This window comes from Mucilaginibacter sp. KACC 22773, assembly GCF_028736215.1.
Classification (GTDB): domain Bacteria; phylum Bacteroidota; class Bacteroidia; order Sphingobacteriales; family Sphingobacteriaceae; genus Mucilaginibacter.
In genome coordinates, this window is the sequence record NZ_CP117883.1 from 1484959 (window position 1) to 1502632 (window position 17674).

Annotated in this window: 14 protein-coding genes; all 14 read right to left on the bottom strand. The window is 43.8% G+C overall.

What is annotated here, in order from left to right; genetic code table 11:
• Positions 1-2: 2 nt before the first annotated feature.
• Positions 3-896, bottom strand: coding sequence for a hypothetical protein (locus PQ469_RS06490; protein ID WP_274212209.1), 894 nt, complete (start codon positions 894-896; stop codon positions 3-5).
• Positions 896-1510 (bottom strand): DUF6712 family protein, encoded by a 615-nt coding sequence (locus PQ469_RS06495; protein WP_274212210.1) that lies wholly within the window; start codon positions 1508-1510, stop codon positions 896-898. Before PQ469_RS06495 ends, PQ469_RS06490 begins: the two co-directional genes overlap by 1 nt.
• Positions 1511-1886: 376 nt before the next feature.
• Entirely contained in the window at positions 1887-3170 is a 1284-nt protein-coding gene (locus PQ469_RS06500) for a hypothetical protein (RefSeq protein WP_274212211.1), read from the bottom strand.
• A 172-nt stretch (positions 3171-3342) separates the two neighbouring features.
• Positions 3343-3930 carry a hypothetical protein gene (locus PQ469_RS06505; RefSeq protein WP_274212212.1) on the bottom strand — a complete coding sequence of 196 codons (588 nt, stop codon included), beginning with the start codon at positions 3928-3930 and terminating at the stop codon, positions 3343-3345.
• Between the two features lie 190 nt (positions 3931-4120).
• The gene (locus PQ469_RS06510; protein ID WP_274212213.1) at positions 4121-5329 is read right to left on the bottom strand and encodes a hypothetical protein; all 1209 of its coding nucleotides are present in this window, start codon (positions 5327-5329) and stop codon (positions 4121-4123) included.
• Between the two features lie 233 nt (positions 5330-5562).
• Positions 5563-6759: a head maturation protease, ClpP-related gene (locus tag PQ469_RS06515; RefSeq protein ID WP_274212214.1), complete on the bottom strand. Its 1197-nt coding sequence runs from the start codon at positions 6757-6759 to the stop codon at positions 5563-5565.
• Between the two features lie 474 nt (positions 6760-7233).
• Complete coding sequence (locus tag PQ469_RS06520) at positions 7234-7464, bottom strand: hypothetical protein (RefSeq protein WP_274212215.1); 231 nt, start codon at positions 7462-7464, stop codon at positions 7234-7236.
• Between the two features lie 175 nt (positions 7465-7639).
• Positions 7640-10342 carry a hypothetical protein gene (locus tag PQ469_RS06525; RefSeq protein ID WP_274212216.1) on the bottom strand — a complete coding sequence of 901 codons (2703 nt, stop codon included), beginning with the start codon at positions 10340-10342 and terminating at the stop codon, positions 7640-7642.
• A 173-nt stretch (positions 10343-10515) separates the two neighbouring features.
• Positions 10516-11094 carry a hypothetical protein gene (locus PQ469_RS06530; RefSeq protein WP_274212217.1) on the bottom strand — a complete coding sequence of 193 codons (579 nt, stop codon included), beginning with the start codon at positions 11092-11094 and terminating at the stop codon, positions 10516-10518.
• Positions 11095-11161: 67 nt separating this feature from the next.
• Positions 11162-11452 carry a hypothetical protein gene (locus PQ469_RS06535; protein WP_274212218.1) on the bottom strand — a complete coding sequence of 97 codons (291 nt, stop codon included), beginning with the start codon at positions 11450-11452 and terminating at the stop codon, positions 11162-11164.
• A gap of 58 nt (positions 11453-11510) precedes the next feature.
• Complete coding sequence (locus tag PQ469_RS06540) at positions 11511-12137, bottom strand: hypothetical protein (protein ID WP_274212219.1); 627 nt, start codon at positions 12135-12137, stop codon at positions 11511-11513.
• Positions 12138-12743: 606 nt separating this feature from the next.
• Positions 12744-14819: a hypothetical protein gene (locus PQ469_RS06545; protein WP_274212220.1), complete on the bottom strand. Its 2076-nt coding sequence runs from the start codon at positions 14817-14819 to the stop codon at positions 12744-12746.
• 242 nt (positions 14820-15061) lie between these two features.
• Positions 15062-17137, bottom strand: a complete 2076-nt coding sequence (locus tag PQ469_RS06550) for a hypothetical protein (protein WP_274212221.1) — start codon at positions 17135-17137, stop codon at positions 15062-15064.
• A 39-nt stretch (positions 17138-17176) separates the two neighbouring features.
• Positions 17177-17617, bottom strand: coding sequence for a hypothetical protein (locus PQ469_RS06555; protein WP_274212222.1), 441 nt, complete (start codon positions 17615-17617; stop codon positions 17177-17179).
• Positions 17618-17674 lie beyond the last annotated feature (57 nt).

The following is a 17674-nucleotide window of genomic DNA, read 5'->3' on the forward strand; positions in this document are numbered from 1 at the left end:
CTTTAGCTTAATATTAGGGGTAATGTGTAAGTAAATCCTTCACCTTCTGCAGGCAGTTTATAGCGCAGTTCGCCTGTGCCGGTTTTGTACAATGTATAAGCCGTCAATCCTGCTGTTGTCGCTGCTGCCTCATCTGCACAAACCGGGGCAGTTGATATAAATGCCCGCATATCAAAGCTGCCTGCCAACGCATCTATCTGCCCCTGCAATTCCTCGTCCGCTGCACTTCTCAACTCAGCTTCATTGGCTATCGCTTCTGCATCTGTATTATCTAACGAAAATCCGGCCGGCCAAACACCGGCTGTCTTTGGGCCGAAAAAGGTGTAGGTTGCGGTGTTAACATAATAATCGCCATCGGTGCCGGTATACAAATTGGATGGGTTGGTGATGCCGCTTAAAATGGTTTTGCCATTGGCACCGGGGTTGCCGGTAGCGCCTTGCGGACCGGCAACCCCGGCAGGGCCCGTTTGCATGGAAAATACCTGCGCCCAGGCGCCTGCCGATTTTTTGTAGAAGATGCCTGTGAGCGTGTTTATATAGGTGTCGCCATTTTTGCCGGTGGCGGTTGCCGGGATGCTGGTGCCGTACAAAACAGTACTGTCGGCTGCATTTCCGGTGGGGAAGGTGTAAACCACTGCCCAGGCGCCTGCTATTTTTTGTGCCATGATACCCGCGGCGGTGTTAATAAAAACGTCGCCATTTTTGCCCGATATATTGGCGGGCAGGGTAGTGCCGAAGGAGATGGCCGCGCCAAAGGTTAACCCGGTGCCGATAAACTCCAGCAGGGTGCTGAATGCAAACTGGTAATCGGTACCGTTTTTTACCAGGATGGAGCTGTCGGACTCGGCGATGGCGGATGCTACCGGCAGGTCGGTTATTTTTTTGTCGGTTGCCATCAGTTTAAAAATTCGGTAATGGTTAAATTGTAATTGTTGTAGCTGCCAGGGTAGTTAAAGTCATTTTTATCCACACCCCTTATCCGGGGGCCGGCCTGCCTGCTGGTTTTGTTTTTGGCATTATATCGCCATAGCGGGAAGTCGGCCTTGTTGTCCCACAAAAACTTTTCAATGTCGTTGGCGTAAGCGTTGGCAATGCTGCGTTGCTGCTGTACCAGTTTTACCACTTCGGGCGATGTAAGCGCATCGCCGTTTTCATGGCGTTTAATTACCGGGCCGGTTGCTGTATAGTGCACCGCATCGTTTTCAATAAAGCGGGCAAAGGTGAAGTATACCATCGTAGGGGCCAGGCCTTCGTACAATACAATATGGCCGTAATCGTCAAGATACTCAGTGCCATTCAAAAGGTCTTTGTAGGGTTGCGGGGTATCATCCTGCAGGGTGCCATCTTCATTAAAGTGGCTTAAAAAATCATAGTACAAGGCATGCCCTAAAAAAGGTTTTAAATCCAGTTCCTGCGCTTTTTTGACGAATACCTTCAGGCGTTCGGGTTTTATATTTACAGTAATATCCTCGTATTGCTGAAATGTGGTTTGATTGATGAGATAGATCATAGTAGCCCCCTCTAAATCTCCCCCTGAAGGGGGAGACTTTTTGATTATGTTAATGGATAAGTTAATTGTAACCGCCCTCTAAATCTCCCCCGTTAGGGGAGACTTTTGGCCGATGGATTAATAGTTGTTTTTAACTCCTCCCTTCACGGGTGTCCGCGAGAAATAAAAAAGCGGCGGGGTGTGCGATTCCTTCCTTGGGGAAGGAGGAGGTAGGGGTTAAATCAGGCGTTCAAGCCACTTTGCAACTCTCCGCTCGTGTAAACCGCTCCCTGCCTTTGCGCTCATTTCCGACCGCACCCCTCCCGTGGGGAGGGACTAAAAAGTCTTCCGAACACATATGGTCCTTCCTCGGAGAGGATTTAGGAGGGGCTGACTGCTATTTACACATCGCCTCCGCCTCGGCCTGTTTAAAGCCATAGGCATAAACCAGGGTAGCTATTTTATTTTGCAACGGGATGGCAGATGCAAGCAGCTCGTTGATAGCATTACCCGCTTTAATCCCAGGGCTATCATCGGCGGCTATGGCAGGCACTGGTGTAATAGCCCAATTACCGGCCGGATTGATATTGGTATAAAAATGACTGAATACTTCGGCAAGGGTTTCAGCAAGCTCCAGCCTGTCGGGCGCGGTATTGTCGTTAAATTCGATGATGGCCTGTTTTTTTTCGCCGCCGTTGGTTAAGCCGGATGATTTTTCGGCGTTCACCAGTTCTTTGGGTACCGAAAATCCTTTGATGATGCGGGCTTCAACAGATCGTTCGGTTGTTTCAAAAAGCTTATCGTTATTCTGGATAGGGTAGGCTTTAAACTCCGGTTTTGAATTTTCGTCCTCATATTCAATAACAATAATTTTTTGCGCGCTTTTGGTTCCCTGGAAAGCACCTAAATCCTGTTCCAGCTGCGAGGGGGTATTTATTCCGGCAAATTCGTCAGCATCAGGCTTGCTGTTATCGGCCTCTTCGCGGCGCGATTTCATGAACAACATGGTTGACGGCAAAAAGCCCGTGGTAACCTCGCGGTTGTTAAAAATCTTGATACCGGCTTCGGTTTCAAAATCCTCCCAAACAGAATCTGCTTCTATCAGGGGGTAATCATCAATCTCGGGGTTAAAATAAAGCAGCTGTCCTTTGTATTTGTCCCACCCGCCGGCGTCGTCAACCTGCTGCTGCACAACCGCGGGGTTGGGGTCATATTTATCTAAAAATATAACCTTGCTGCGCATAATGTTTTTCCAGGTTTTGCGGCCCCAATCGTTATAAATGGCAAACTTATTGGCCGTTTCGGGGCAATCGGTATCGCCCATGCGGATGTCTTCGAACTTGATGTAATTAACCGAAGCTATTTTAAAGTTGGCATTGTAATTTACATGAATGCCGAAGCCGGTAAAAAGGGCTTTATCTGTTGCCAGCGCTTTCAAAAGCTTAGCCAGGGTCAATCCTTTGGGATTGATGATCTGCTTGCCTAAACCAGTGGCTTCAAGCCCATTACCGCCTATAAATTTGGTCCTTTTGTTCCAGCAATCCTTAGCCGTTGGCGATCCGGCAACCAGTTCCAGCATCCGCTGCGGGTAAGCGTTATCCAGGTCGTAATTTAATATCCCGTAGGTTTGGTTGGGCCTTACCAATATTCTTCGCTCAATTTGCGGTAAGTAGGTTTTCATTTTAATTATTGAATGAGTGAATTATTGAATTATTGATTGATAAGGGGGGGTAATTAGTGAGTTATTGAATGAGTGAATTAGTGATTGATAAGGGAGGGTGAATGGAGTGCTCGGATTTATAATCAGTCATAATTCAATGAATCACTAATTCACTAACTCGCCAATTCACTAATTAAGCCGCCAACAGCGCCTCGATTGCTGCAATAGTGCTGGTGTAAGTGGCCGAACCTGATTCGGGTGCGATTGAGATGGCGCGGGGAGGGTAGGGCTCTTTTAATTTATCCGGATTAGTTAATTTTAGTTTGTAGCCACCATCCAGCGTTTCGTCGGCTGCGTTGCGTTCGGCATCTGTAAGGATCAATCCGTTCACGGCGCCAAAAAGTTCGATTGCCGAGTCGCTCGATTTGTAGTTGTTAACCGCTATGGCGCGTAACCGGCCGTAGCCCATTGCCATTAGCTGGCCTTTAATATCAACCGATAAGCCGGCAATATTAAAATCTATCTCCTCGGTATAGCGTGGCCCCACCTGTGTTTTGGTGAGCTTGCTCATGGTGTTGAAGCTATTGTTGGTACCCTCAAACTTGTAAATTTTGGCGCTGCCTACCGCTGCCAGGCCGGTAATGATCAAGGGATTGGTAACATCGTAAGTAAGGGTGATATCATCCTGGTTAAAAATGTAAATAACATCCTCTATCCCCGATGTTACAGGCTCGTCTGTACCCAGTTTAAAGCCCGCGTTTATTTTATTGTAAATTGACATGTGTTGGTTATTAGTTGATTAGGTGAGTGGTTGATTGGGTTGATTAAGTTGAATGAGTGAGTAGTTTGATTGAGTTGATTAAGTTGGATTGAGTTGTTTGATGAACTGACGTGATATCAGGTTAGGCTATGCAATAAGGTAAAGATTTCAAACAATTCTCCAAATCAACCCAATCAACCACTCACTACTATTAAGCGCTCAGGTAAAACAGCTCGTTGGCAAATTTGAAGTTTACGGCTGCTTTCATGCGGGCTTTCATGCGTACTACGTTATCGTTGGTGTAGGGCTTCATGTAAACGGTTGAAAGTTCGGAAGCATCGCCCAGTAAATCGACCCCTAAAAACAGGTTTGATGAACGGGCACCCAGTATAGTATTAGCCTGCCAGTGGTTCATGATCTGTAATGGGATTCCCAGATAATCCATCTTTTTCATATCCGTAAAGGCGTTGATAACGTTTAGCGCCTTGTTGGCCTGTGCCTGTGCGTAGGCATAACCTACGTGTAACGGAATTTGCAGGTTAAAGTCTTCCTGGATCCGGTCGGCGGGATCAAGCTGGGCGTAAACGCTCCCCAATACCTGCAACACGTTGCTTACGTTAATGTAGCTGATGGTTGCCGCAGATGAGGTATTCAGGAAGGTTGCCGGCTTGCGGCTGTTAACCTCGTTGTAGTTGCGCACCAGCCTGAAGGTGGTAGGCGTTAACATCTGGATAAAGTACGACTGGCCGGTTAAATCGATACCCGGCGCGCCGTTGGTGGTATCCTTGCTGGTACCGGTAACCTGGGTAATGGTTACTACATCGCCATCGGCTAAGGTTGATGTATCGGCCACGGTAACCACGCCTAAAGCGCTGATGGCTGTAGCACTCATAGATGTTGTTGGTTTACCCAGGCCTACTTTGTACACGCCCGATGCCGCTGCAATGGTTGGCAGTAAGCCGGCAAATGGGGCGCTAAAGGTGGCTTCTTTAGTTGAGCCTTTGCCTAACCAGTACAGGCGCTCGTTGGCTACTTGTATTTTGGTTAAATAGCGCTGCACCATAAAGTCGGATAAGTCTACAATGCCTTCGTAATCCATAAAGGCGCCGGGTTTAAGGGATTGGGCCTCCCAGCTTTGGGCCAGTTTGTCCCATTGTTCCTGCTTCATAAATTCGTAAACTACAGGGTCAAGGTAGCTTTCGGTTTGCATGGTGGTGGTACCCTGGTCGTGGAAAATGCCCGAGGGATCCTGCAGTACCACGTCGTCGTCCACATCAAGGATTATTTTGCGGGCTTTAACGTCGTTAATAACGGTGAGCAGTCCACGCTTTACCGAGTCGGCTTCCAGCAGCGTGCTTGCCATGAACCCGGCCAGCGCTTCGCCGGCATAGGTGTTGTTGGTGAATGTAAATTGAGCCATGTTTTTTGTTTAGTATCAAGTAGTAAGTATCAAGTATCAAGTAAGCTGCGGAGAGCGGATAGAGTGGTTTAGGTTGAGATATTTTTGATCGATGATATTTTACAACCTGATGGTTGTATTGTTATTGCTGTTTAAATGTTTTAAGAGTCAAATAGTTAGTATCAAAATTTAGGATCAAAGCGACTTTAGCAGATTTAGGTAAAGTCTTGATACTTGATACTAACTACTTGCTACTATTTCGCTACCGCCCTTTTCACCGCATTTTTAGCCAGTTCGCTTTGCGGGGCGAAGAAGGGTGTGGTTTCGGTTTTTGCTTTGTTGCTGCGTTTGGAGCCTTCGGGGCTGTAGGTTGATTTTATTTCGTTTTTAACTTCGGTGCGGGTTTTTTGCAGGCGGTTGCTTGCTTCTTCAAGTGCTGTGCGGGCTTCGGTTAACAGCGCGTTTTGGGCATGCAGCCGGGCTTTCAGTTGCTGCAGGCGGTTTTGAATTTCGGTAGCTTTTTTTGCCGGGGTAAGTTTGCTTGTTGGTACATCATCGTCCTCATCTTCGGCCTCAGGGTCGGCTTCGGGCGCGGGGGCTACTTTTTGCACCTGGCCTTCTTTAACGTCAATCTTTTTACCGTCGGCGGTGGTGTAAGTGTCGGTTGCTGCCGGGGTGCTCATGTCTTCGTCGTTGTACACTTCGGCACCTTCGGCCAGTTCGCCGGCATGGTGCAGCGTGCCTTTGTCGGTAATGGTTTGCTTGTTGACCACTTTTTTGAAGAAGTTCATAATCTTATCCAAAACCGACGTGGTTTTCTCGATAAGTTCTTTGTTTTCGATGTTCATGTTGTTTTTATTGTTTAAGATTTTGTTAATGCATCGCTGGTAAACCGCGGGGGCGGTACTGGTGTATTTTTTAATGAGGGCACTGTTGGTAATAGCCAGGCTATAATCCTCTACCTGGTCAATAAAGCCCATGTCAAGGGCCTGGTCGGCAGTCATCCAGGTGACGGAGTTTATTAAACTGTTTACTGTTACTCCGTCCAACCCGGACTTGTCCATGTAGATTTGCGCCAGGCGCGATTGTACTACATTCAACATCTGCACATCTTTTAAAAGTTCATCGGCATTGCCGCCGCTGCCAACAATGGGTTTGTGAATCATGAGCAGCGCATATTTGCTCATCACAATGGTTTTGCCACCCATAGCCACTATTGAGGCTGCCGAAGCAGCCAGGGCATCAATATACGTGGTTACATTGCCCGGATATTTTTTAAGCAGATCATATATGGCAATGGCATCAAACGCGCTGCCGCCTACCGAGCTGATGTGCACTTCCAGGTCCTGCCCGGCGGCCTCCTGCAGCTGCGTTTGTATGTATGCCGATGATAAACTGCCCGACCCAATGCAATCGGTTTCGGTATCGTATAAGTAGATTTTGTAGCTCATCTTTTTTAGATTTGAGATGTTAGATATGAGATTTTTTTGTCCGGAAGTCCGGGAAGTCGGAAAGTCCGGAAGTTTTGTTTGGCGTAGATAAGCCTGAATTCGATTATTATTGCTAATGTTTTCAATGCCGATTGGCATAATTCAAAGATCGTGATTATTTTTTGTTTTGGTGGTGACAGTAGTTTGTCAGTGGTTGATTTTTTTCTGAACCGGGATTTTTCGGATTTATCAGATTTTTTTGGATTTTGATTTGCAGGGTTTTGAATTTTGTTAATCCTTGAATTCTGTAAATTCTGATTCTGACGATTGAACAATACAAATATCGGTACAATAGTTTAGTTTGATGGTGACACTACTTTGTCAGTAGTTGAATTCTTCTGAACTCGAATTAAACGAATTAGCTGAATTTCTCGAATTTTGAAATTCTGTTAATTCTTTAATTCGATGAATTCCGGTTCGGACAGCCGCAACTGATCATTCCGTAAAGCAATTCAAAGCCCGCCAAATAGTACGCTCATCCTTGCCAAATTTTACTTCGGCTTCCAGCACTGCCTGGTTCTTGGTGATATCACGGATCTGCATCTGCGCGTGAATCCAAAGGTAAATTTCGCGGTAAGTGAAAATTTTAGTGGTGATAAACCCCGCCTTGTACATGGCCGAAAATACGCCATCGTCAAATAATGTGTTTGCTGTTTTAATGTTCATGAGTTTAGTATCAAGTAGTTAGTATCAAGTATCAAGACAGGTTTTTGGTTGTCAAGTAGTTAGTTTACCAGGATATGACCGCCAGGAATAGGAGAGTAAGTATCTTTTGGGGTAGACGTAATTTAAGTATCCGCATAACAAAAAAATCTTGCTACTTGATACTAACTACTTGCTACTATAAGTTAACCCTATCCACCGTTTGTGCCAGTATATTTTGCTGGTTGTTAACGTCTTTCACATCTACATAAATAGGGGGGAAGTTGTTAATCATCTGGTAGGCTACCGTGTTGGCCAGCTCTTTTACATCATTCACCGGTTGGTTATAGTAGCGGTTGGCGTTGCCGCCATCGGTAAATATGCCGCCGATAGCGTAGCCATTGCCCGGGTTTGGTGCCGAGAAATCGCGGCCGCCATGGGCCACGTTGATGGCGCTTACCAGGTTGCGGGCCCAGGGATTGCGCATGGCTTCGGATACCACAACCGCCTCGCCTGAGCGTAAGTACGCGTTGGTATTATCTGTACGGCTGAAACCGGGTAATAATGCGCCACGGCCATCAGAAATAAACTGGCCACCCCGTGCAAATTTTGGCGGCTTTTGCGATGCTATGGTTGCTATTTGCATGGCCGTCATGGCTACATCTGCTGCTATAAAAGGAATGGCGGCTGGTAGGGCCATGGTCGACAATGTTTTTGTAACGGCGATGGCGCCGTTAATAACCGCCTGGGCTATTTGCATCTTTTGCTCGGCTTTAAAGGCTTTTACTTTTTCGTCGTTTTCCTTTTTTTTGTATTTGGCTTCAATGGCTGCTTTCTGGCTTTTGGTGAGGTTGGTATTGCTTAATTCTTTGGCCTTATCACTTTCTAAAGCCTGTATTTTGGCTTCGCTGGATGATTTGATGCTGTTGCTGATGAGGGAGAAAGCGGCGCTGGCAACTTGCTGGGCTATCTGTATCTCTTGGTCCTGGCGTTGCTTTCGGCTTTGTTTATCCAAATCGGCAATGGCTTTATTTCGTTTCGTTTCAATTTGTAATATTTTTACGCTGTTACCATTAGCCGCATCAATTTCATATTGGGCCTGGTCCCATATTAGTTTCTTTTGTACGGCTAGTTTTGCTGATGGGCTATTGGCGTTATCAACTTTTGATTGGTCGTCATCGATATTGTCCTGGTCTTTTTTTAGCTTTTCTTTTTGGGTGGTTTCTTTATCAATTCTGGCTAATTCCGCTTGTGTTTGGTTTTCAATTTCAATACGTTTAGCTGCGTTTGTTGCCAGTAGCTTTTCCTTTGCACTTATGTTTTGGGCCAAAAGGCCCGCATCTTTGGTGTCGCCGGTAGCTATTGCCAATGCCATCTGAATCTGTAGGTTTTGTTGCTGTGCAATTATTTCATCGTCGCTTTTTTTAATTTGTTGCAAGTTTTCTTTCTGCTGCTGTATCAGGACTTTTTTTTGTTTTTCGGCGCCCTCCTGCATTCCTTTGTTTTGCAGGTCAATCAACTCGTTTTGGGCCTGTTCTGCTTTGGCGGCGTCTTCACGGTTATATTTGTCTATAAGTTTGCTTAAGTTGCCGTTGTGCTCGGCCGTAAGCTGCTTACTTACTTTATTAAACTCTTCCTGGCTGATCTTCTTTTTAGATAAAAGTGTTCTCAGTGCTCCCAGTTCCTGTTCGTATCTCTTGTTTTCTGCCTGTGCTTCGGCACCATAACCGTCAAAAATAGTTTGGAGCTGCCGCGCAAGTGAATCCTTACGGAGTTTTTCGGCCTTGGATAGATAATCTGTGTGGTCTTTTTTTTCTGGCGGCGTAACATCACGAACTGTGCCATTAAGCATATCGAGCTTTAGTTGTAGTTTTTCAATTTCTTTAAAAGTTTTTGAACCAATAACCCCGGCATCGGTTGCTTTTTTTAACTTTTCAATCTCGGCTCTGGTTTTGTTTATGGGGCTATTTTTCTCTATGTCAGCAGCTTTTTCCATATAGTCAGCCGCAACTTTTAACAATGATTTTTCCTTTTCTTCAAATGGTTTCGCCGCATTTTTTCTATTTTGTGCGGCGTTGTGTTGATACATTTTTTTTTCGGCCTCTCCTGTGGCATTTGCAAGACCGCTGGTTAAATAGTCTACACTTTCTTCATCCGATTTTGCCAGTTCCTTCTGCGCTAAAATTTGATTTTCTGCGGCTTCTTTTATTGTCGACATTGCCGCAGCTTTAAAAAGCATAGTTTTTACGTAGTTGCTGGCATTATCTTTTAACATTGTTTCAACCTGGTCCAAAGATTTTACCTGCCCAATGGCTTGCCCAATCGTTTTATTGTACTCCTTAACCACCTCCGATTTATCAGTCATACCTCTTTTCGCAAGATCTACTTTTATCTTAAGTTGATTTAGATTTTCTATCGCGTTAGAATAATCAGTAGATGACAATCCCTTATTTAGGCTACTCAAACTAAGCTTAGCTTGGTCAATAGCGTCTTTTCCTTTCAGTAAAGCTGAAACCCACTTAATTATTTCGGGACCAAAAGCTGTTATTACGGCCAGTCCTCCAGTTAAGGCAATTTGCCAGCCTTTTAAGGTTTCGGTAACCAGTGTTATAATATTGCCCCACGTGGCAAAGGAACCCGAAAGATCAGCCAGCTTATTTGTAGCTTTATCTCCAGAGTTGATGAATTCCTGGTTTTTGGCATTAAGCTTATCCATCGAACCGGTAAATTTCGACAGGTCATTACTTAGAGAATTTAAATTGTTGGAGATTGTATTTAAAGGTTTTGAAAGATTTGTGATCGAGCTACGCAGGTTATCAAACGCCTGTATGTATTGATCAAGTTGTTTCTGACCATCAGCGTTAATATTAACATCAATGGATATCTTGTTATCATCGGCCATTATTGGTAGTTATTTTATTTGTAAATAAATATGAAGTGTGATTTAATAATTGTGAGAATGTTAGATTGAGAGTAAAAAGGGTCAAATATTGCTCAATTAAGCAATATGTTTTAAATGCCATTTAGCATATTTGGGTCTAAGAAAAACGGCCAATTAACGGCCATTTGATATTATTACTTGCCTTTTTTTGTTATTTTTTTGAGGGTAAAGTTAAATGATGGGTTAGAGAACGCCTCTTTATCGCCTTGCCCTATTGAATAACCTGTAAAGTCAATATTTTCATTAACATCTTTTTCAAAGAACCCATTAACTAAAACTGTATCGCCGCGCAATAATTCTTTAAGCGAATTTTTCAGTACGCTGTCTGTTTGATCAACTTTGGCATTCAATACAACGGCATTAAAATTTGGATATTTTTCATCTAATGTAATTCCTTTTGAGATTAATAATGTAACGTCGATATAATTGATTGGATACTGTACCACTCTTATTTCGTGAACAATTGCGGGCCATTCCTTTACATCGGAATGCAGCGTATCTATAATGAATTTTGCAATGTCACTCTTTCCTTTTTCAATTGCCTCTGTCTTTTTTATCTCATTTTCACTCGCGTCATATGCTGAATCAGCTATACTCAGTCTTTTGATCAGGGATAGCTCGGTAGCCGGTCGATTATCAATGGGCTTATTCATATAGCTTTGGTCGCAACTGGCAAGTAAAATCGATAAAAAAAGAATGTAAGGTAATTTCATATTTAAGGTTTAGAACGTTTAGTTTTTTTTTGCTAATTTTATTGGTAAAGGTAATAAATGAGATTATCTATAGCAAATTAAATTTTTCGGTTAAGAAAAAAATGTAACTCGGAAAAGTATCTATAGCAATGTCGATATCGTTAAAGCTCTTAAAGGTATCTACCAGATCTTTTACGGTAGTTTTGATTTTGGTTCCCCAGTTAACGGATTCTTTATTTTGCGTGTTGTATTTTAAAACCTCCTTGTTAAGGTTATTTATAGCGCCGCTTAAATTATCGAAAGCAGCTTTATATTCTGGAATTTGCCTAAGGCTATCGGCATTGATATTTATATCAACGTTAATTTTTTGATCTGACATTATTTATGTTTTAAATGCTATTTGGCATATTTTCAACTCAATAAAAAGCGAATGCTTTTTATTGAGTTGAAAATGTTTTGAGTTCTTTTGACGATACTGACGGGGGATACATGTAGATATTATCGTTGGCTAAGTTATAGGTTTGTGGTAATTGTATTGGCCGCTTGTACTCAGCATCTTCGACATGAAAAACTTTTTTGTTGGGCTTAATAACATACATCATAGTCAAAAAGATCTCGCCCTCCGGACTTTTAACGTTTACGAAACTGGTTTTAACAAATGTACCTATGAACGCCGACTTTTGTTTGATCATATCCTGCCTGTCAAAAGTAATATTAAAAGGTTTTGCGAATGATTGTAAAGTTGTATCCATACCTTTTATAAGATCCCTTTTCATATATTCTCCTACATTCATTGTATCAATATCACTTCGCTTTGAAGGGCGGATAAGCCGAAACGCCGAGAAACCATCTACGTGGACATCGAACATCGACTTTGATATGTATACTTTATCACCTTCGTTAAAATGATCGGCAGTGAAAATGTAATAATATCCTAAGGTTACTAAATTCCAATTAAGGGTAACCAGACATGATAGCAATAAAGCGATCCCGCCTGCAATGATCCAGCCTCTGCTCCGGCGTGGTTTCTTTTTCTTTAGTTCTGATTCTTTATCGGTATTCATGTGCATATAAGTTTTCGGTTTTGTTGCTGAATATAAAAGGTTGAAATGTATTCTTCACTTTTGCTCAAAAGTGATACTTGATTTTTTTTTGCCTTGGTTAATTGATGTTTTGCTAATTTTATTGGTAAAAATAATAAACAGAAGTATCAATTGCAAATTTGATTTATTGGTTATAAAATAAAAAACAAAGCAGAACTGGTACGGTGAAAACACCGACCAGAGGCTGAATCGCATAAAAGCAATTTGTTTCAGAAACCTGGCCGAATACTTTACTATTGAATTTGAATTCTCGATCAGCCTGAAAACATCAACCAGTAGTATAATGCAAAACGACATACAGATACAACTCAATTATTAAAAAAAAAGCTATTTTAACATTTTCACTAACACTTACCCTAATTATCATGATAATATTAAAGTCATCGGTATTTTCCAGCGCCGATAAACTCACTCAATTTATAAATGAGAATAACATCAAAAAAGAAGATATTTTATCTATTACTAATATTTTTACAAACGTTAGTAGTGATCGATATACCCTCTTTTTCTATTCAGATTCAGCGACTGAAATGATAACCCATGGGTGGTTCTCTTAAACGTAAGGCATCACCCAAGCTTCACCAGCTCCACCTTAGTTGGCTGCCCTTTGCGCCAGCTGTCAATTTTATTGATGTAGTAGTAACAGCTGTCCTGCTCCAGGTAAACGGGTATCAGCAAGTCAAGATCCAGGATGTCGCGCGGTGTAAGTAAAAAGTAGCGCACTACCTTTTTGGTTTGTTGTAGTATTTTTTCCAGTTCGGGATAATACAGTGTTTTTAAACCTGGCAGCATTTTGCCCTGGCCGTTGCCCTGCATATCAGTAAAACATAGGTTGTGTTCGCCGTCGGGCTTGTAAAAATACGGGGCCGATATGTAATCGTTCACAAACATATCGTTGGCTGCATCGCCATCTGTAAATTTGATGGTTTTACCTGCCAGCCGTACTTTTTGATCTATCAATATCCGGGGTGTAACGCCAATGCTGAAACTGTTATCGTCGGATGTATCGTCAATCATTTTTATCTGGGCTACGGTGCCGCCAATATAAGGCCGGTTAAGGGTGGGGGCAAACTGGCTTTCAAACAAATCGGCAGTGGCGGGCAGGGTTTTATCGGCTACTTTTATCTGCGCATCGGCAAAGCTTTTGGGCAGCACATTGTCGTCGGTTTTGTATTTCATGTTGTTTACCTGTGCATAGCCACCCAGCTGGAAGCTTACGGTTTTGCCTTGATCAAGACATTTACCGGTCCAGTTTTTGGCGTTGGGAATATTGCCTACAATATCCTTAAACGACGCGAAATTAATGGTACGGGTTGTATTGTCGGTTTGGCAAATGATACCGAAACGCTGTAAGGTGTCCTTCAGCAGATCTTTCTGGCTGATATCCGGAAAAATACGCTCGCATTGCACGTCCTGGCCGTAAAGTACTTTTTGGTTTTGAACTGCTACTTCAAATTTAGCCCCGGCATATAGAGTAAAATCGTAAGGGGCGGCGCCGTGGAAATCATATTCTACCGAAAGTTGTTGACCCTCGGCCAGTTCAATATCTGGCGCTGTGATAACCGTTCCCGTGTAGGTTTTGCTAACTTTTAGGCCTTTGCCGCTGGTATTATGATCGTACTCATCAAATCCGTCGCTAAAGTCGAATTTCTTTATTCCCATGGTAATTCTTTCCTGGCCAGGCGTATCTAAAACAATGCTGATCTCAACATCGCTTTTGTTATCGCCGCCGCTACCGTGAAAATGAAATGTGGGGATGGTGAGTGTAGCATCAACCGTAATGGTTTCCCGGGCCGTATATTTTCCGTCGATATAATGTTTGTTGGGGTCTGATTGCAGGTTTGGAAATATAATGGGGCCGCCAGGTTCCTCCCCTGAATTTTTCTTCCTCGACACAAAAATGTCCATTCCGTTGTAATAGCTGATTCCGTTGGTTGCCGGCTGATTTTGGTAATCACTGCCATGGTCAAAATTATCATTGCTAAACTGCGCTATCAGCAGCGGGTAAACCGGGTTTTTAAGTAACGAGCCCGTTGCCTTATACCCATTACTCGCCAGCATCAAATCAATAGCTGTTTTTATAAAAAAGCCCGGCCTTAGCTGGCGTACATTGATCTCGTTATTGCCGGTAATTTGGTAAACCAGGCTGCCATAATCAACAACGGGCCAAATCCAGCCATCTGTTTTTACCTGCGATTTTGCCGCATTTTCTACCGTCCATTTGTGCTGAAATGGTTTAAATGGCTGTTTTACGCCATAAGGTGTAGTGCTATCGCCCATATCATACATTTTACCTTCAATAGCATCAAAAAAATCAACATTGCCGCTTAGCACGGTTATGCTGGCTGTATTTTGTTCGATGGTGTTTAACTGGGCAATGCCGTAGGGCACAATCTCTAACCCATCCTGTATAATGCGGGCATCGTAGTAGCTGTAGGGTTGGGCGGTAGTAAAGGTCACATCATCCGGGAAACCCAATATTTGCCGGTTGCGCTGGGTAAGCGGCAGTTTAAACTGGTTGCTGGTATTGCCCTGCTGGTTTTTAACCTCGGCGAGGTTGTTAATCTGGAAGGTAAGCGCGATGGGGCTGTCATCGCTCAGATCAACCTGCTGGTCATTAATATATAGTTGTAAATCGTTCATCTTTATTAGTCATTATCGCTGCGCTGTCATTGGTCATTGTCGCTGCGCTTGTCATTGGTCATTGTCGCTGCGCTTGTCATTATCGCTGCGCTTGTCATTGGTCATTATCGCTGCGCTTGTCATTGGTCATTGTCGCTGCGCTTGTCATTGGTCATTCGCTTCGCTTGTCATTTCGCTTCGCTGTCATTGGATGATTTGCAAGGCAAAGTAAATCCGAAATCGAACATCCGAAATCCCAAATTCTATTGCGTTTGTATATTGATAGACGGCATATTAAACGTGATGCTGAATGGGGCCTGGCCGTTGCGGGTTTCGTACTCACTGAAGGTGGCGGTGTTGATGACGATGGTTTGCCACTTAACCGGGTTTTTGTTAACCAGCATTTGTACTTTGGGCGAGTACTTGATGGATTGGAGGCCTTTGATATCAGCTACCGACAGGTCTTCGGCCATTATCTTCATTTTTTGGCCTGCCGTTTTGCTTATCACTTCTTCAATACCCTGCTGGTTTTCCCAATCGTGCACGTAGTTTTTGATGATGGTGGCATTTTGGACATCAAGGCTTAATTCCTGGTTAAAAACAAAACGGTAGTAGTTAAAGGAACCACTCAGTCCTATCCAGCGCAGGTAAACCGACTGGTCGTCAACCGCATCGTCTATCCTTATTGTTTGTGTTTGGGTAACGGTATGTGTGCCATGCTCATCGTCATACTTAAGGGTAAGGTTAAAGTAAAATGCCCCGCGCGGGAAGCTATTATTAATCATCAACCGGTTTAAGCCTAACTGGCCGGGGACAGGGAAGCTTACCTGGTTTTGCCCGGCAATAATGTATTTGCTGCCATCCTGGTTTAATAGCCATGAGCCATCTTCGTTAAGCAGGCTGCTTGTCACCCCAGACTCACCTGTTAAAGGCTGGCGGTTTATATCCAGTGGAGTTAATTCGCAATATAATTGCCGGCCAACCATTTCTTCGCTGTAAATAAAACCAATATCAAATGGGTAGCCGATGGAGTAGGCTGGTTCGGTAAAGTCGGTTATCCAGCGGGCGCGTTGGTTAGCATCATTAGCCTGGGCAAAGGGAACATATGCGGCCAGGTTACCACCATATTGTTCGCCTAATTGCTTTGCCGCGTAAACCACGTAATAAGGGTTCACAAGGTTTACATATTCCGAGGTATGTCCTTCGGATGTGCCATCGTCCCAGTGCTGGGCATATTGTATTTGGTAGCTGGCGCTCAGGTTGTCGTCGCGATGATTGGTTTGGGTATAATCGCTGTTATCGGCAGGTAATAAAAGGCTTTGCAAAAAGTTGGATAGGTCGGCCTTTACCAGCCCCGTTCCATCGGGGCGGTTGTTTGAGGTGATGGTTTCCTGGCGACCGGTGAGTTTATCTATGTAGGTTATTTGGGTAGTTACCTTGTAATAGGGCCGCAAATTGTTAATGTTGATAAAACCCGTTGCATCGCCAACAAATGGCGTTTTAATCACCAATTGGTTATACGTATAGGGTTTTACTATTTCGTAAACACCTTTGTAAGAGCCGGCGTTTATGTAAACTTTATCGCCGGTTTTTACCAGGGAGTCACCGGCCAGGTTGGTGAGGTTTGTGTTTAACGTGACGCAGGCGTAGCCGGCTTCGTAATTAGCAGTAACGGCCGATACGCTAAAGTCTTTACGCTGATAGGTGAACACCACGGGATTAAATGCCGCGTTCCAGCGGGAGGTATTGCCGCCGATGGTTACCGATGGATCATTAATCAGCAAGTCGGATAGGGTAGGGATGTTTACTGAGCCATTAGCTGTACAGCCCAAACTGTTGGCATCTTTAACGACTACCGAAAGTATGCCACCGCTGAGGTTTGAGAATGTAGCCGAAGCCTGCCACGTATCGCCAAAGTCGATACTGTACAGGATAGGGCCATAGGTTGACGATGCATTAACCGTCACCTGGGCGTCGGCTGCCCCGGGCGCCGATTCGGGCTTATCTATGTGGATAAAATTGATCTTCAGGTCGCAAGTGTTTACCGGTGGCTCCGGATCGGGCACGGTGCCCAGCTGCGGCGTGCTGAAAGTAACAAAATAACCGGTTATTTTATCGGCAATAAGGCCCGAGAATATTTTAATGCTTTGCCCTGGTATGGTTACCGATCGTGTGGAAATGTTGCCATTAATATTCTGGGTAAAGGTTACAACAACGTTGTTGCCGTTTACGGGCTGGTTAGTTTCAGAATCGGTTAAAAAAATGTGCCCGTCGCCATAAACCTGGTCTTCGCTGGGGCTGGTTGTGTTGGTAATGGTGATGTTTGCTACTATAGCCATATTTTTATTGTTTTGATTTTTAGGTGGTCAAAAGTTGGCTTAAAATGTATCGTAGTACATGGTTGGCAGGGTGATGGTTAATCCGACACCTGTAGTATTTACATCAAACTTATTATATACCGGTAGGCATTTTGCCTTGATGCCAGCCTTGATGCGGAAGTACCTGCCTTCGCCTTCGCGATACTTTGATGCTTTTACTATAAACTGGTTGGCCATTTGCAGCGCCTGCTGCACAAAGGTTTCATTATCAGCAGTAAACTGCCCGAAATCTGTTTTGAACAAAAATTCAAGATAGATGGTAAAAGTGTTATCAACAGATCCGTTTACCTGTGGCGATACCTCGATGGGCTGCAGCGGGTACATAAACACACACGGAAAAATTTTATCATCTGCCAGGGTGTTTAATTCGTTTTGGGTACCGTAGGCAAATGTTGGGCCGCCGGTTAATGATTGTACGATGGTTTCTATTTGGTTACGCATGGAGGCAATTATTGAATTAGTGATTTAGTGAATTATTGATTTTAAAGTAATTTGCGA

Excerpts from the sequence above, each read along its gene's own strand:
- PQ469_RS06535 (WP_274212218.1), bottom strand. The coding sequence starts at position 11,452 with ATGTCAGATCAAAAAATTAACGTTGATATAAATATCAATGCCGATAGC.
- PQ469_RS06530 (WP_274212217.1), bottom strand. The coding sequence starts at position 11,094 with ATGAAATTACCTTACATTCTTTTTTTATCGATTTTACTTGCCAGTTGC.
- PQ469_RS06515 (WP_274212214.1), bottom strand. The coding sequence starts at position 6,759 with ATGAGCTACAAAATCTACTTATACGATACCGAAACCGATTGCATTGGG.
- PQ469_RS06510 (WP_274212213.1), bottom strand. The coding sequence starts at position 5,329 with ATGGCTCAATTTACATTCACCAACAACACCTATGCCGGCGAAGCGCTG.
- PQ469_RS06545 (WP_274212220.1), bottom strand. The coding sequence starts at position 14,819 with ATGAACGATTTACAACTATATATTAATGACCAGCAGGTTGATCTGAGC.
- PQ469_RS06520 (WP_274212215.1), bottom strand. The coding sequence starts at position 7,464 with ATGAACATTAAAACAGCAAACACATTATTTGACGATGGCGTATTTTCG.
- PQ469_RS06500 (WP_274212211.1), bottom strand. The coding sequence starts at position 3,170 with ATGAAAACCTACTTACCGCAAATTGAGCGAAGAATATTGGTAAGGCCC.
- PQ469_RS06490 (WP_274212209.1), bottom strand. The coding sequence starts at position 896 with ATGGCAACCGACAAAAAAATAACCGACCTGCCGGTAGCATCCGCCATC.
- PQ469_RS06555 (WP_274212222.1), bottom strand. The coding sequence starts at position 17,617 with ATGCGTAACCAAATAGAAACCATCGTACAATCATTAACCGGCGGCCCA.
- PQ469_RS06495 (WP_274212210.1), bottom strand. The coding sequence starts at position 1,510 with ATGATCTATCTCATCAATCAAACCACATTTCAGCAATACGAGGATATT.
- PQ469_RS06525 (WP_274212216.1), bottom strand. The coding sequence starts at position 10,342 with ATGGCCGATGATAACAAGATATCCATTGATGTTAATATTAACGCTGAT.
- PQ469_RS06540 (WP_274212219.1), bottom strand. The coding sequence starts at position 12,137 with ATGAATACCGATAAAGAATCAGAACTAAAGAAAAAGAAACCACGCCGG.
- PQ469_RS06505 (WP_274212212.1), bottom strand. The coding sequence starts at position 3,930 with ATGTCAATTTACAATAAAATAAACGCGGGCTTTAAACTGGGTACAGAC.
- PQ469_RS06550 (WP_274212221.1), bottom strand. The coding sequence starts at position 17,137 with ATGGCTATAGTAGCAAACATCACCATTACCAACACAACCAGCCCCAGC.